A 15872-nucleotide genomic window follows, 5' to 3' on the forward strand; every position below is an offset into this window, starting at 1 on the left:
CCGCTTTGAACCGGACAAAAAAAAGCAGGACAATGGACAAATTACTACATGGACTTTTGACTAAACAAATTATAGGATTATAAATGAAAATGATTATCATTTACAATGGTTGAGGGGGAGCTAAAAGATGAAGGCAGTAAAGATTTGGTTAGCTATTATTCTAATATTCGTCATCGCAGGATGCGGTGCCGCAGAGAATAAGAAAGTCAACAATGATGGGACTGTAACGAGCGGAGCAGGTACGACAGAAGCAATTACAGAGCCGGCTCCAGCAGCTGGGGCTGCAAATGAAGAGCCAAGAACGATTATACATGCAATGGGAGAAACAACGTTGGAGAAAGCACCCGAGCGTGTTGTTATTCTGTTTAACGGTATGGTCGACATCTCGGCTGCACTGGGTGTTAAGCCTGTAGGAGCCATCGAGTCATGGGATGAGAAGCCGTGGTTTGTCTACTTGCGGGACAAGATGACCGATGTTACCAGCCTTGGCGAGGAATCGCAGCCGAATATCGAGGCGATCGTTTCCTTGAAGCCTGACCTTATTATCGGAGCAAAAGGACGTCATGAGAAAATATATCCGCAGCTTTCGGAAATTGCTCCAACGATTATGGTAGAGGAAGCCTTCAATTGGAAGGATAACATGACGTTGGCTGCCCAATCGTTGTACAAGGATGACCAAGGCGCTGACATTATGAAAGCTTGGGATGAGCGGGTTGCCGATTTTAAGCAGAAAATGGGAGATCGGCTAACAAGCACGGAAGTTTCTATGATTCGCTTCGAAAAGGATGGCACCGCACGAATCTATGTGACCGGGTTTGCCGGCTCCATATTTAATGAACTTGGTTTGGCTAGACCAGCCGCGCAGCAGGGAGACAAATCAACGATTAACTTAGCTTCCAAAGAGCAAATTATGCAGCTTGATGGCGATTATATCTTTGATATTACTCCGCAAAAGGATGACGGGACGAACTCGCTCAAAAATCAAACCGACTGGACCTCGCATCCGCTTTGGAGTACGCTTGCGGGCGTAAAGAACAACCACTATTACATGGTTAACGTTATTGATTGGAACCTTGGTGCGGGAAGCATTGCTGCCAATGCTCTGCTTGATGACTTATACGAATATTTTGAGCTTCAATAGTCCTAATAGAAGCAATAGAATGGCAGGCAATAAGATGGCCAATAGATTTAAGTACAAGGAAGAATGGGCATCTGCTCATTCTTTTGTGCTGTGACTAGGGCTGGGAATGGGCTCGTTTATAACAAATTATTGGCCTAAATCGGCCCGATGATGGAGAGATTCTGACATGAACGTAATGAATTCAGCCTACGCTAGAGCGGTTGGTGCTGCTATTTGTGTCATTGTGTTGCTCGGCAGTCTGGCTGCAAGCATCATGCTTGGCGCTACGAACTTCGGCTGGCATACAGCTTGGCAAGCGATTGCTCAGTATGACCCCACCGTGAGCGATCAAGTGATCATAAGGACGACTCGTGTGCCACGTGCTTTAATCGCAGCGGTGATCGGAGCAAGCTTGGCTGTTGCCGGGGCGATTATGCAGATTCTGACTCGTAATCCATTGGCTTCTCCAAGTGTGCTTGGTGTCAATGCTGGAGCGACCTTGTTTGTCGTCACAGCTGCGACTGTATTCTCCGTATCTAACATGCAAACACTGATGTGGATTGCCTTTCTTGGGGCAATGACAGCTGCGGTTACGGTGTACGCATTAGCCACAATCGGAAGGGACGGCATGACGCCTTTGAAAGTTATTTTGGCTGGATCAGCCATGGCGGCATTATTCTCATCTTTTACACAAGGACTGCTCGTTCTTAACAAGGAAGGTCTGAACAGTGTATTGTTCTGGTTAACAGGGTCCATTGCTGGCCGTTCTCCGGATATGCTGATTACTGTGTTTCCGTATGTTCTTCTTAGCTGGGTAGCTGCCATGCTGCTTGGCAGAGATATGAATGTGTTACTGATGGGTGAGGACACGGCCAAAGGCCTTGGTCAGCGGATTGCCGTAATTCGGGTCTTGGCGGGAATAATCGTCATCATATTGGCGGGCGCTTCGGTTTCTGTTGCGGGACCTATTGGCTTTATTGGAATCGTTATTCCCCATATATCCAGATTTTTTGTTGGTATCGATAATCGTTGGGTGCTGCCTTACTGTATTTTGCTAGGAGCCATTCTACTCATTCTAGCTGATCTTGTTGCTAGATTTATTAGGATACCTGAAGAGATTCCAGTCGGAGTCATGACAGCTATTATCGGTGTTCCATTCTTTATGTACATCGCTCGAAGGAGACTGGCCAAATGACAAGACCTGCTGCCATTATAATTGCGATACTGCTCTTCGGCTTGCTGGCTGTCATCTTTAGCACATCCTTGGGAGAGATGGTCCTTACGCCAATGGAAGTAATACGCGGTGCGTTAGGAATAGGGGAAGCGGATCATACGATGGTCATTAGACATTTGCGGCTTCCACGTATTGTGGTAGCCTTGCTCGCGGGAGCATCGCTGGCAGCTGCCGGAGCTGTCCTTCAAGGTGTGATCCGCAATCCAATGGCTTCGCCGGATATATTAGGCGTTACTGGAGGCGCATCCGTTGCAGCAGTCATTTTCCTTACGTATTTCTCGGATTCATTAAGCATACGGTGGCTGCCTGCGGCGGCGATGATCGGTGCGATTCTGGTGTCCGTTATTTTGTATGTATTGGCTTGGAAAAAGGGGATCTCCCCATTTAGGCTCATTCTCGTCGGGATCGGCATGGCATCGCTCATGTCTGCGATGACCACGATGATGATTATCTTCAGCCCCAAAAATGATCCCGGCCAAGCCTATCTTTGGCTAACAGGCTCTGTTTATGGAGCGAACTGGGAAAATGTGCTGTCCATTCTTCCGTGGACGATCATATTACTGCCGCTTGCTTACGGGTTTTCCCGTCACATCGATATCGGGCAGCTTGGCGATGATATCGCAATCGGGGCAGGTAGCCATGTTCAACGCAATCGCGTAATCCTGCTGGGAATCAGCGTCGCTCTGGCGGGATCAGCCGTTTCCGTTGCAGGAGGAGTAGGATTTATCGGTTTAGTTGCGCCCCATATGGCCCGCAAGCTGGTAGGCTCGAATTTCAGGAACGTGCTTCCGGCATCCGCTTTATTGGGTGGAATTATCGTTATGCTGGCAGACCTCGTTGGAAGAACGATTTTGCTGCCGCTTGATATTCCCGTAGGTGTATTTACTTCGGCGATCGGCGCGCCATTTTTCATTTATTTGCTCTTCACAAGGCGGCATGTTCGATAGATGATTGTGAGAATGGTTGTCATTAAAACAATGGGATTTACGGAAGGGAGAGTCATATGAACGCAAAATCCTTATCCAACTATTCAGTTTTTATACTTAACGATATTGATAAACGCAGCTATGCTAGAGATCAGGTCCCGTTTGTTCGTTCTTCTTCTACCCATATTCTGTGCTTTATTGTGGACGGACATGGCAAGCTGCGTATGGGTGATGCAGATATTGATTTTAAGCCTTTACAATTGTTTTATTTGACCCCTGAAACGAGCGTGGACGTGACGCTGCTATCTGAAAGCTTGGAGATATACATGCTGTCCTTTCAGCATTATACAGGTCGAAACTTCACATCCCATAGGGACAGCATTCAATTGCGCAGCACTTCCAAGCCAGTCTTGCAGATTGGCCATGTCGAGCTCAATTCTAAGCCCCAGCACATTTTGCAGCGGATCCAGCAGATTGAGGAAAGCAGCCGCAAAGATTACGATCTCGATAAAGTACAATTAAAATTTCAAGAATTACTCTATACGATTACGCATGACTCCTTTCCCTTGGCGACTCAAGAAGCTCCTTCTCACGGCCTTGAACAAACGATTACCTATATGAAAACACATTTTCACGGCAAGCTTGATATGAGCACATTATCATCCATGGCCAAGCTTACGGCCAGTTCATTTTCAAGATCCTTTAAGAAAATAATGGGCGAACCCCCGATTGAATATTTGACCAGGCTGCGAATGGAAAGCGCTAAAGAGCTGCTCTCGCAGCAGGATTGCCGTATTAAAGAGGTTTCGACAGCTGTTGGCTATGACGATGAATTTTATTTTAGCCGAATCTTTCATCGTATGGTGGGCGTTTCTCCAACCTTTTATATGAAGCGAAACCGAATGAAGGTAGCGGTCGCTTCCTGCTTGCGGTTTCAGGACAGCCTTTCGTCATTTGGCATTCAGGCTGTGGCGGCTGTCAATTGCTGCCGATATCCAGGAATGGGCGATGCGGAGTACGAGCATATTCTTGCGAGCCAATGGAAAGAGTTGATCAGCGCCAAGCCGGACTTGATTATCGGAGACAAGTACCATCAGAACTTTCAAGCTAAATTTAACGAAATAGCTCCGACGGTGATGCTGGCGCAGGATCGGGATTGGTTGATGAATTACCGGAAATTAGCTGAAATGCTGGGACGGCAGAAGGAAGCGGAGCAGGCAATCCAGCAGTTGGACTATCAAGTAAAGGCCGCTAGGCACAAGCTGCGCCATTGCATGGATAATAAGATGGTGAGCGTCATGCAAATCAATCACCTTGGTATTAGAATTCAAGGAACAGTCGATCATCCGCTCAACGAGCTGCTATTCCGAGAGCTTGGTTTAAAGCCTGGAGGAAATGTACCGCAGCATATCAAAATGCTGGAGCTTCAGCCGGAATGGCTGCCGCCCTTGGAAGCAGATTATTTGTTCGTGCTTAAGAAGAACCCTCGTGCAGGCAGCGATCAAATATTTGAGCGTATGGTCAAAACCGATGCATGGAATGACATGGAGGCTGTGAAAAGAAATCAAGTGATGCATGTTCCTCATTGGCTTCGGATGAGCTGGAATCCGCTGGGGAGACAAGTGATTGTGGATGAAGTATTAACGATGACGGGGGCTCTTCGTAAGAGCTAGAGCTAAAACAGGCGCCTATTCTCCTGAGTTGGGAGAATAGGCGCCTGTTTATTATTTATAGAATAGAATCGGAAAGATGTAAATCAGCGTCGAAACAAAAACATTTTGATAATGAGAATGATTATTATTATAATTAGAGAGTTGGATGATGTAAATAGACTTGGAAGGGGAACATAATGACGCTACTGGAACAATTACCGTTATGGAATCATGCGGCTATTAGGGTGCTTGATGTTCGTCGGTCTATTTTACGATCGAGAGAGACTATGCAAGGCTTTCGTTTACCAGCGAGTGCTTTCTTGTTAGCGGTTACTGGAGATGCAAAGATACGTATCGACGGAGTCGAGCACATCGTAGATCGCTGTTACGTATGCCATGCTGGCAAAGGTGCGACGATAGACATTGTCCAAGTTGTTGAAAACTTTGATTATTATTTCATTTTTTATAAAGCAGTTCTTGCCCTGCCTTGCCGCCAAGAGCTGTTGCATGTGTATAGGAACAATAACCCGTTCCAAATGCAATATGGCTTCGTTCCTGAATATCCGCTTGGTCTCCTATCCAGAATAGAAAAGATGCATTCTTATTGGATAATGGGTGCCCCATTGGAGAGATTTCATGTAAGAGCCTTATTCCACCAGATGGTGTATGACCTCCTACAGCAGCTTCATGCACAAGAAGGAACGACGACTCAGCCTGATTACGTAAGTCAAACGATCCGCTTTATGGAGGATCGTTATGCTGATCCTATTAGTCTTCATGATCTGGCTGATGCACTCCATTGCAGTGAGAGACAGCTGCAGCGATTATTTAAGGCCAAGCTTGGTTTAGGGCCAATGGAATACTTAATACAAATCCGTATGAAACAAGCACAGGCTTTGCTATTGAACACGAATGAACCGCTTAAATTAATTGCGGAATCGGTAGGCTATGGTGACAGCTATTATTTCAGCCGGGCATTTAAGAAGCATTGCGGTGTCTCACCCCTTTATTTCAGGCAAAACCGTCGCATAAGTTCATCCTATATGTCGCGTTATTCCATTGGCTCGGATAACGTTCTCTCCTATAATAATGATTGTGATAATCATTATCAATATATCGACAGGGGAGTTATCGGAATGAACAGGAGTAAGAGATCAGTTTTGGCGGTTAGTTTAATGTTGAGTATGATTTTGTTGCTGAGTGCGTGTGCGACGGGCAACAGTGCTGGAAACAATACGGGAGGAGCGAGTCCGACAGCAGCAGTATCTTCAAATACGAATGCATCGCAGGTTTCACAGCAAGTGTATCCAGTCGTTATTAAACATATGAAGGGAGAACTAACGCTGGAGCAGCGACCAGTGAAGATTGGGGTGCTCGATACCAAATTTGTCGATCAATTGGTTACTTTAAATGAACAGCCAGCAGGCAGCGTGAAAGCAGCGGCAGATAAGTCGGATTTTCCAGAATATTTAATGGATAAGCTTACAGACGTAAAATTGTTGGGAACGAGGGATGAACCCAACTTGGAAGCTATTGCTGCTATGGAACCAGACTTAATCATTTGTACGGAGTTTCAAGAGAAGGTATATGAAAGTTTAACTAAAATTGCTCCAACCATCATGTTGGACTTTAATGAAGATTGGCGGGATACGCTAGTTACTTTCGGCAAGATTGTAGGAAAGTCAGAAGAAGTAAATGTCGTTTTGGAAGCCTATAATGAGAAAACAACGAAGCTGAAGGCGGAATTAAAGGCTAAACTTGGGGATCAGACGGTTGCATTAATACGACCGCGGGATGAAGGTATACGAATTCATACAGCGAGCCACCGCACAGCAGCGATTCTTTACAATGATCTAGGCTTGTCTATTCCGCAGCAGGTAATGAATGAGAAAGATACAGCGTATCAAGTTCCATTAGAAGCTTTGCCAGATGTAGGGGCGGATCATTACTTCCTCGTAAAAGACGATATGTTTAAGGCAATCGTTGAGGAATTTCAGCAGACGGAAACTTGGAAAAATGTCGATGCCGTGAAGAACAAGCAAATCTACGATGTGGATTCGAATATTTGGATTGCCTATTATGGACCGATTGCCATCAATATGATTGTAGACAGAGTTGCAGAAGTTTTCCTGGGTACGCAATAACATGACCGTTACTCTTTCAAAATCCGAGTGGGATAACTTAGGGAGCAGATATAACCTAGCTCCCCATTACGATGATTCGCCCGCTGATAGCTTTATAGTTTCTAGAGATTTACTGAATAAGGAGAAATGTGAGTCTTACTTGGATCAGCTAGCGACAGAAATTGGGTCGCCTTCGAGAAGAGTAACAGCATCCATGCTTGCGAAGCGTTATGCCTTTCTTGCTGTTGCCCCTGTCTTGTATGCGATGACGGTATTTGACAAGGGATTGGGGTTGACGCTGGATAACTGTCGATTGGTTTCACCTGACGATAGCGAAGACAATGTGAGCAAATCCAAGTTTCCCAATCTGAGCTTAGATGGGCTGACTGTTACGGTACCGGAAAACGGGAAGCGGCGAGAGTGGCGCGATCATGTGGTGCGCCAACTTTTTGAGAATCATCTTTCTCAAGTATTCCACATTTTATCAGTGGTTGGCCGTGTTCCTAGAGCTGTCTTGTGGGAGAATGCACTTGTCCGGATCATCCCGCTGTATGAAGATGGATTGCAAGAAGAAGAGGACCCTTCAGTCTTAATGCGGCTGCATGATGATTTCAAGTTTATTACAGAGGATGCACCAGCATACATGTTCGGAGAACGTCGAAATCCCCTTACTACGTTTATAAAGGGACAGTATTCGGAGCATACCGATAAACCGTCAGCCTATGTTCGCCAAACCTGCTGCTTTTATTATGAGATGTCCCCGGAATACTGCCGAGCTTGCCCGAAACCTCTGGGCTGCCATTAATAAATGGTGAGACAAAGCATATGCGTTATTTCTGAAGAAGCGGCTGAGAAGCCGCTTTTTTTTCATTTTGTTCTTGGTTATCTTTTTTTGGGAAAGAAGAAGATATTTCAGCCCTTATTATTGTCTTTAATTGTCTAAGGAAATCAAAGAATCTGGCTGTTCTCGCGACACCTAAGAATGATCTACTCGCGCAGCGCCCAATACATAAATATCTAGTTCAACTTATCTCGTTGGGTTATTTTAGTTTTCTTTCTCCGGTTCTTAGATTGCTCGATGGGTTCAGCGCTATAGGAAGAGGCTACGCTGCAGTTTGTACAACGTAATCGACGTTACTCGCCTTGCTAGGGCACGTACACTGTAGTTTGTGCAATAGAATGCCTATTCTAGGGCGATATTTGTTGGTTTGGCGCTCATTCTAGTGCAATAGTACAATGTAGCCGTCTGAAACAGCTCTCATGTAAGGTTTTCATTGTATTTAGTGCAGTGTAGGCGCTTCTCCTTCATCTAGCGGAGACTTGTGTGACCCTAAAGAATGATCTACTGGCGTAGGGTCCGAAACGTAGATTGCTAGTCAAAGCGCCGCCAAAATAATACATCATAGATTGTCACATCACACTCTCCTAAATCGTTATACAGGCACAAAAGCGAATTAGGGAGTGAAATGAATGAAAACATTGACCTGTATTGTTATTGGCGCGGGATATGCGGGTATTCATGCGATGAATGAAATCCGCAAAAACTTGAATAACGGTAATAAAAAGCAGTCCATCAAATTTGTACTCATCGATAAAAATAAGTATCACTTGCGTAAGGTCATCCTATTCAAGCCAGCAGTAACGGATGAAGATATTTGTATTCCGCTTACCCAATTGTTTCCTGAAGGTGTCGAGCTTGTTCAGGCGACAGTCACGGAAATTATAAAAGCAGAAAATAAGCTGCTGCTGCGAAGCATTAATGACGTCGTGCAAGAGCTGCGTTACGATATACTTGTAGTGGCTGCTGGCAGCATTATTCGTCGACCAGAAGAATCGCAAGGCGGACTGCCGCTTGCTACTCTGAATGATGCGATAAACATTAGGAAGGCATGGCAGGCAAATTTACGACAAGCTGTGGAAGAAGCTAATCCGCTCGAACGCGAGCGTTTAATGACGATTGCTGTGGCGGGAGCAGGAATAAGCGGCATTGAAACGGCCGCTGAATTAGCGTATCATGTCCGGACGGATGCCCAGCAGTTAGGACTGGACCCAAATCAAGTACACATCAGTCTCTATAATGCGCATGAAAGATTATTTTTGGATGGTCCGGGCAAGGTTGCTATGAAATTAGAACATATCCTTTCAGATAATGGAGTAGAAGTTGTTCATGGCAGCCGCGTGCTTCGAGAGGAGGCGGGGAGCCTAAGCTTGTCAGGCGGAGTAAAGCTGCCGGTGGGCTTGTGTGTTTGGACATTAGGGCTTATGCCAAATCCAATAGTAAAACAGTGGGGTTTGCCTGTAACAGCGGCGGGGTTTGTCATTATTGATGAAAGCTACCGGGTAAAAGGCACCAGTGGTATTTATAGCATAGGAGACTGTGCGAGTGTTATCAATCCGGATTCGGGCAGATCAGACGGGATGACCTGCAAGGAAGCCATTCCGCAAGCTGCTAGGCTCGGCAAAGTAGTTGCAGCCGATCTTGAAGGACAGTCAGCGCCTGCGCATACCAGCTATATGGATAGCTTCAGTATTGGTATAGGCCCTAAGAATGGATTAACTTGGGTGCACAAATGGGGTATTGATTTTATAATTACAGGCAAGATGGGATATCGAATCAAACAGCTAACATGGAATTTGGGCAGCTCAATTAAATAAAATATTCGAATGCTAAAGAAAGGGAGCGACGGAAATGGAGCAATTGTATACGCGATATAAAAGATTGCTGCTTTCACTTGCATACCAGCTAATCGGTTCGTTCTCTGATGCCGAGGATATTGTGCAGGACGTTTTTTTAAAGGTCTATGATACAAAGCCGCAAGGTCTGGTTGAAGCCCCTCAAGCCTATTTGTACAAGATGGTGACGAATCGATGCCGCGATTTACACAAATCAGCGAGTAAACGAAAAGAAAAATATTTTGGACAGTGGCTACCCGAGCCGGTACCTACATCAAACGACGAGACTTTTGAAGCAATTGCCCGCAACGAATTGTTGTCTTACGGCATGCTGGTCCTTCTCGAACAGTTGTCTGCTGCAGAAAGGGCCGTATTTGTACTGCGTGAAGCGTTTGGATTCGGATATGCAGACATAGCGGCGGTCATCGATAAGAGCGAGTCCAACAGCAGAAAGCTGTATAGTCGTGCGAGAGGTAAATTAGGGAATCTCCATCAAGTAGAGGCCGCTAGCCTTGAGGCAGGAAACGCAGCATGGGTGAATCGCTTTCTATCTATGCTTGGACGGGATGACATAGATCAGGTGATTTCCATGTTAGGCAAGGATGTTGTGTTGATCTCCGATGGCGGAGGGAAAGTGCTGTCTGCGGTTAATCCGATTGTAAGTCCAAATGCTGTTTCCCGTTTCCTTCTTGGGGTGATACGCAAAAGTGCTCAGCAAGGCGGATTCTTACAATTTAAGGTTAGCGAAATCAATGGTCAAGTTGGACTCATTATTAATTCCGATCAGGGCGTCGATACGGTCGTTTTGTTCCATGTGGAAGACGATCTTATGCGCAATATTTACTTCATCAGGAATCCGGACAAATTAAAGCTCTTTTCAAAGTAAGATATATGGAAAAGGGTTCTATCATTATTTAGTTAGTAAACAGAGACGACAAATTTTGTCGTCTTTTTTGTGTTGTTGTTAACTGTAACAATCTAAACCTTAATCCAAGTACACACAAAGTACACAGGACTCCTTTATACTCAGTTTTGAAGGCAGGTGAGCTATGGGAGGGTTCATTTTGCAGGAGGCTTGCGGTATGAATACTATAGGTTTGTGCTAACATGAATATATAATGAGAATAGAATTCGTGCCCAAGCTTATATGTTGAAATGCCAGATGGCGGGTAGATATGGAGTGTGCGTCGTTGAAACGAAGTATATTGTTGGTTGAAGATGATGTGCTCATGCGTGAATTTATAACGGATTATTTCAAAAAGGAACAATGGGAAGTATATGAGGCGGATAACGGCAAACTAGCGCTTGAGCTTTTCGAGCAGACCTCAATTGACTTGATTGTTCTAGACATTATGATGCCTGAAATGGATGGATGGTCGGTATGCAAAGCTATTCGTGAGAAGTCGGACATCCCGATCATCATCATTACCGCAAGAACAGAGGACGATGATCACATACTGGGGTTTGAGCTTGGTGCGGATGAATATGTAACAAAGCCTTTTAGCCCTAGAGTATTGGTCGCCCGGGCTACCGCATTAATGAAAAGAACGGAAGGAACGGTTGGACAGGAAGGTGATTTGCTTAGCTATGGAGATTTGTTGGTGAATAGAAGGGCACATACGGTATCCGCAGCTGGAAAAATAATTAATCTGTCACCGAAGGAGTATGATTTGCTCCTATTTCTCATCAAGCACTACGGTAAGGTGCTGCCTCGTGATTATATTTTGGATTCGGTATGGGGCTACGATTATTTGGGGGATTTGCGTACCGTGGACACTCATATCAAAAAACTAAGAGCAAAGCTTGGTGATGAAGGCCGAGCGATAAGCACGGTCATTCGTTCAGGCTATAAATTTGAGATGCTGTCATGAAGAGACATGGTGTAGTTTTTAAACTGTTCGTTGTTACGTCTGTTCTTATTATGATAGTTTTTTCTTTGGTGATCATTGCAGAAGGAATGTTTTTCGAACGATTTTATCGGATGACCAAAATCAATGACTTAGAACAGAATTTGAATCAATTTGCGGATCAACTCAAGCGAGCAGAAGCGGGTGAACAACAGGTTCCGCGACTGCTCGGTGCGTTTATGAATGAAAATGATATAAGCACCTCTATCCTAAATAGTCGGTTCGAAAGAATCACGATAAATCCTTATTTTCTGAAGCTCCAAGCCGACAATAAGACGATTACAATTCGTATTCCAGTGGATGGAATGACGATGGATGACATCCCAAAAGGGATTCAAATCGGAGATATGGTTGTGGTGGATGGCATTTTCATGGATGAAAATGATACGATCATGCAGCCTGTGGTCATTCAACAGAATAGCTCAGAGCTAGCAAAAGGTTTGGTTCGAGTGAAAGGTACGATTATAGATGTCATGCTGCCTGAGCAGCGATCGTATAATCCTTTATATCAGGATGCCCTTATCGATGATGCACTCCGAGACTGGATACCGGAAGCAGAGCAATATCAGACTCTCTTGCAAAACGGTACGGCGGTTCAAATGGAATGGAGAGATGAGTGGAGCGGAGTCAATTATGTCGTTCTCATTCGATCACTAGACGAGGGTAAGAATAGAGAACGTTATGTAATCGTTATGGCTTCTCTGCAGCCTGTAGGGGAAGCTGTCGAAATTCTCAAGAAATATTTTGTTTATATGGCGCCAGTAATTGTTATGCTTGTGATCCTTGTATCCTTGATCTATTCCAGAATTGTCTCGCGCCCTTTAGTGCTGCTGAGCCGTTCAGCAGCACGACTTGCCAAGCTGGACTTTACCGTGCAGCCTGAAATCCACTCCAAGGATGAATTCGGGGAGCTATCACGAAATCTGATAGCACTATCGCATAATTTGGATTTAGCCTTAAAGCAGCTTACTGATGCGAATGTGCAGCTGCAGGAGGATATGAATGAAAAGCAGCGAACAGAGCAGCTTCGCAAAGAACTGATCGCCAACATTTCTCATGAATTAAAAACTCCATTAGGCATTGTTAAAGGTTTCGCGGAAGGACTGCAGGACGAGGTGGCTGGCGATAAAAGAGATCGTTATTTGAGTTTTATTGTGAATGAAACGGATCGGATGAATGAGCTCATTATGGATATGCTGGAGCTATCCAAATACGAATTGAAGGTTATTCAGCTGCGTCCGAGAAACATAACCATGGAAAGCCTCATTCAAAAGGTGGCTGATTCATTTTCTCAGCAGCTAGAGATTAAGCATCTCCAATTCAGGTTAAGTAACCATACAGCGGAAGAAATGATCGTAGAGGCAGATCCTAAACGGATAGAGCAGGTTATTTTGAATTTAATGAGTAATGCCATACGGCATGCCGTAGAGAACAGTGTTATTACAATGGATATTCAGCGTACAGCTACCAGAAAGATAGCTGTCGCGATTGAAAACGCTGGACCGCCGATAGCTGATGAGGATTTGAGCCGGATATGGGATCATTTCTACCGGGCAGAGCGTTCCCGGGATCGTAAATCGGGAGGAACTGGATTGGGGCTTGCGATCGTCAAGCATATTTTGGAGCTCCATGAAAGTGAGTTTGGTGCAGCGAATACGAGTCAAGGCGTTACATTTTATTTTACTTTGAAGGAAAGCAGGGGAGAAATAAATGAAAAATAAGCAGCTCATTTATGTGATTTCAGTTATATTCGTGTTGATTCTAGTCAGTGCGTGTGGGTCGAAAGCAAATTCTGTACCTACGGAGACTACAAATACGGAGCCAACGGAGACCAATCAAGGGAATAATGCAGCAGATAATCCAGATTCGATTAACGGAGATCAGGAAATTTTAATTATTATTGATCAGACTCCGAAGCCGATCGAGGGCAATAGCTTTGATTTTGTTGTAAATCAGGTGCCAGAAGGGTTCTCATTATCCGAAATGCAGTGGATTTCCGAGGAAAACCTGATTGTAAACTCGATTCAAGAGGCTATCCAGCACGGAGCAAACGGTGAAGATGGATTTTATATTAGCGGGAACGGACAATTCTCCGGCTTTATCTATTCGGATACGATGAAAGGCGAGGAAGGCGAAATTGTGTTTCTATTCAAGAATGAGCAGGGCACAGAGTTAACGTGGAAAAAGAAATTAACTTTGATTGAATAATGTAGATGTTGAATACCCCGTCCGCGGTGAAAAAAACATTGTGAAGTATCCCAAGCGACAAGTGCCAGCCCAACATTATGTTGGGCTGGTTTTTTTTTCACACAACATGGCAGATGAAATTACTTACAGAAGGGTGCCGGCGCCGAGTGCTATTAATTTAGCAAATCTAAGCTATCATAAACCCAGCCTGCGCTTAACCACGGACCAAGATCACTGCTCCCGCTAATCGGCGAAATCGTGATCGTATTGGTACCATTATTTAGATAAGAAGCAGGAATTGTCCATGAGAACGTATTATTGTTGCCACGATAAGTTCCGATCGTAAAGCTGCGGCTATTAGGCTGGGAGGACGCGCTAGGATTGCTCATGCTGTTTCCGTTTATTGTCACACTCGGTCGACCACCATTATAAGCTGTTGTAATGCCAATTCTTAGAGTATGCGAAGCGGCTGCTTGTGTTGAATTAAGATTAAATGTAATCGTGGTAGGAGAATTTTGCCCACGGAACTGAATGGCAGGGAATTTATTAGTGGCGCTGCCAATTGCGTAAGATACTGGCCCCCAGCTAGGATTGCGGCTATCGGACGGATGGCGAATCGTAATCGTCTGCCCATTCAGCAGGTCATTTGGAGTACCGTCCCAATTTCCGATTCTCCATATTGCCGAAGCTGCGCTTGGATCGCTGTTAATCGTACGTGAGTTTAGTGTCGTGGTTGCTCCGCCGTTCACGGTTACTGATTCTGTATAAACAGCCAGCTCGCCTTTATAGACCGTCATCGTATAACTGCCTGGAATCAAGCCGTATTTTAAGGCTGCTCCGCTTGAGCTTGCTGTCGTCCAATATTGTGCGTTGCTGTTGGCGAAGCCAACGGTGTAAGTATAGCTGCTGTCCATGCCAAACAAGCCATTGAGCACAATATTGCCGCGAGTTGACACCCATCCAGTCAAACCTAAGCCAGACATCCAGCTAAAGTCAGGCACACTAGGTGTTGAGCCGTTGGTAAACACTAAAGCATAAGGCCCGTGCAGCCCCATTCTCCAGCTCTCTGTTTGAGCGTGACCTGAGTTCATATAATTGTAAACTTCGGTATCAGTTCCGCTTTGAAACTGAATGTCGCGGAAGAAAGGTCCGCCAGAGCTTTTTTCACGATTGCCATAAGCCATAAATACGCCCACGCCTGAGCCAGTAACCCCGCGAATGGTTAAATTCTTTGCTTGATCATTGCCATAATATTTTGAAGTTGTGTAGCCATTGGAGTAGCCAAACACATCGGAGCTTTCAACTGCGCCTACATTATTGCGGATATTGGAGTTGGCAGGAACGCTCGTAAGCACGCTGCCATTGCCGCGAAAAATATAACGCAGCTCGCCTACAGATGGCTCGGCAGTCACATACGTTGCCATATAGATAATGTTTTCTCCGCCACGAGAGGAATAGTAGTGAGTTAGCGTTGAAGTTGCCGCGGTAATGAGTACGGTGGAGCCTGAGGGAGATTTGCTCCATGTTACAGTTGCCGAGCCTAAACCTGATCCGATATGTGATGCTTTACTTGATCCGCATAGTTGAACTCCATTTAATTTGCATGAAATCATATCGCCATTTGACTTGTTAATCGTGTACTCCAATCCGGCCCCTGTATTAACCACAATTGTGGAGCCATTGTCTGTCACTCCCACGGTTGCTGCCTGTACAGTTGAGGTCGGAATGAATAAGACGGTAACTACTAAAGCCAACACTAGAAGCATGCTGATTGTCTTGCGTGATACACTTGCCAACATAAACGAATCCCTCCATTCATTATTACCATTGGCAGCCCAAAAGTTAACGCTTACACAAAGCTTTGAATCACGTGGAGGCAACAATTCGTCGTAAGCGGTATGACTGCCAAAGATATGATTTAGTATAGTATTGAATTATTGATGCAAGTAGCAAAAAATCAGACTTTATTCATCACTAATCATTGCATTAATGTTAGGTGAGAGATTCCATATGTGTCTGCCTTATTGACAATGATTTTGCAGTTCAGCTA

At 44.9% G+C, this 15872-nt stretch carries 12 protein-coding genes; 11 read left to right on the plus strand and 1 reads right to left on the minus strand.

The genetic code is table 11. The features are described 5' to 3' along the window. Positions 1-127 precede the first annotated feature (127 nt). The 11 genes from MHI37_RS10775 (at position 128) to MHI37_RS10825 (ending at position 13843) form a co-directional block, all read left to right on the plus strand. On the plus strand, positions 128-1141 hold the full coding sequence (locus tag MHI37_RS10775; RefSeq protein WP_076334971.1) for an iron-siderophore ABC transporter substrate-binding protein: 1014 nt from the start codon (positions 128-130) through the stop codon (positions 1139-1141). 166 nt (positions 1142-1307) lie between these two features. Continuing rightward, positions 1308-2315: an iron ABC transporter permease gene (locus tag MHI37_RS10780; RefSeq protein ID WP_306010653.1), complete on the plus strand. Its 1008-nt coding sequence runs from the start codon at positions 1308-1310 to the stop codon at positions 2313-2315. Then, positions 2312-3301 (plus strand): iron ABC transporter permease, encoded by a 990-nt coding sequence (locus tag MHI37_RS10785; protein WP_076334972.1) that lies wholly within the window; start codon positions 2312-2314, stop codon positions 3299-3301. The genes MHI37_RS10780 and MHI37_RS10785 overlap by 4 nt, the downstream gene beginning before the upstream one ends. Positions 3302-3357: 56 nt before the next feature. After that, positions 3358-4953, plus strand: coding sequence for an AraC family transcriptional regulator (locus MHI37_RS10790; RefSeq protein ID WP_076334973.1), 1596 nt, complete (start codon positions 3358-3360; stop codon positions 4951-4953). 176 nt (positions 4954-5129) lie between these two features. Beyond that, complete coding sequence (locus tag MHI37_RS10795) at positions 5130-7076, plus strand: AraC family transcriptional regulator (RefSeq protein ID WP_076334974.1); 1947 nt, start codon at positions 5130-5132, stop codon at positions 7074-7076. 139 nt (positions 7077-7215) lie between these two features. Beyond that, on the plus strand, positions 7216-7860 hold the full coding sequence (locus tag MHI37_RS10800) for an IucA/IucC family C-terminal-domain containing protein (protein ID WP_076334975.1): 645 nt from the start codon (positions 7216-7218) through the stop codon (positions 7858-7860). A 665-nt stretch (positions 7861-8525) separates the two neighbouring features. Continuing rightward, on the plus strand, positions 8526-9710 hold the full coding sequence (locus tag MHI37_RS10805) for an FAD-dependent oxidoreductase (protein WP_076334976.1): 1185 nt from the start codon (positions 8526-8528) through the stop codon (positions 9708-9710). Between the two features lie 34 nt (positions 9711-9744). Then, positions 9745-10614 carry an RNA polymerase sigma factor SigJ gene (gene sigJ, locus MHI37_RS10810; RefSeq protein ID WP_076334977.1) on the plus strand — a complete coding sequence of 290 codons (870 nt, stop codon included), beginning with the start codon at positions 9745-9747 and terminating at the stop codon, positions 10612-10614. Positions 10615-10918: 304 nt separating this feature from the next. Next, positions 10919-11599 carry a response regulator transcription factor gene (locus tag MHI37_RS10815; RefSeq protein ID WP_076334978.1) on the plus strand — a complete coding sequence of 227 codons (681 nt, stop codon included), beginning with the start codon at positions 10919-10921 and terminating at the stop codon, positions 11597-11599. Further along, a complete protein-coding gene (locus tag MHI37_RS10820; RefSeq protein ID WP_076334979.1) occupies positions 11596-13356 on the plus strand; it encodes an ATP-binding protein in 1761 nt (586 codons plus the stop codon). Before MHI37_RS10815 ends, MHI37_RS10820 begins: the two co-directional genes overlap by 4 nt. After that, positions 13346-13843: a hypothetical protein gene (locus MHI37_RS10825; protein ID WP_076334980.1), complete on the plus strand. Its 498-nt coding sequence runs from the start codon at positions 13346-13348 to the stop codon at positions 13841-13843. Before MHI37_RS10820 ends, MHI37_RS10825 begins: the two co-directional genes overlap by 11 nt. 152 nt (positions 13844-13995) lie before the next feature. Here the strand turns inward: MHI37_RS10825 and MHI37_RS10830 are convergent, their stop codons facing one another. Next, positions 13996-15621, minus strand: coding sequence for a rhamnogalacturonan lyase B N-terminal domain-containing protein (locus MHI37_RS10830; RefSeq protein ID WP_076334981.1), 1626 nt, complete (start codon positions 15619-15621; stop codon positions 13996-13998). Positions 15622-15872 lie beyond the last annotated feature (251 nt).

This window comes from Paenibacillus sp. FSL H8-0548 (assembly GCF_038630985.1).
In the GTDB taxonomy this organism is placed as follows: domain Bacteria; phylum Bacillota; class Bacilli; order Paenibacillales; family Paenibacillaceae; genus Pristimantibacillus.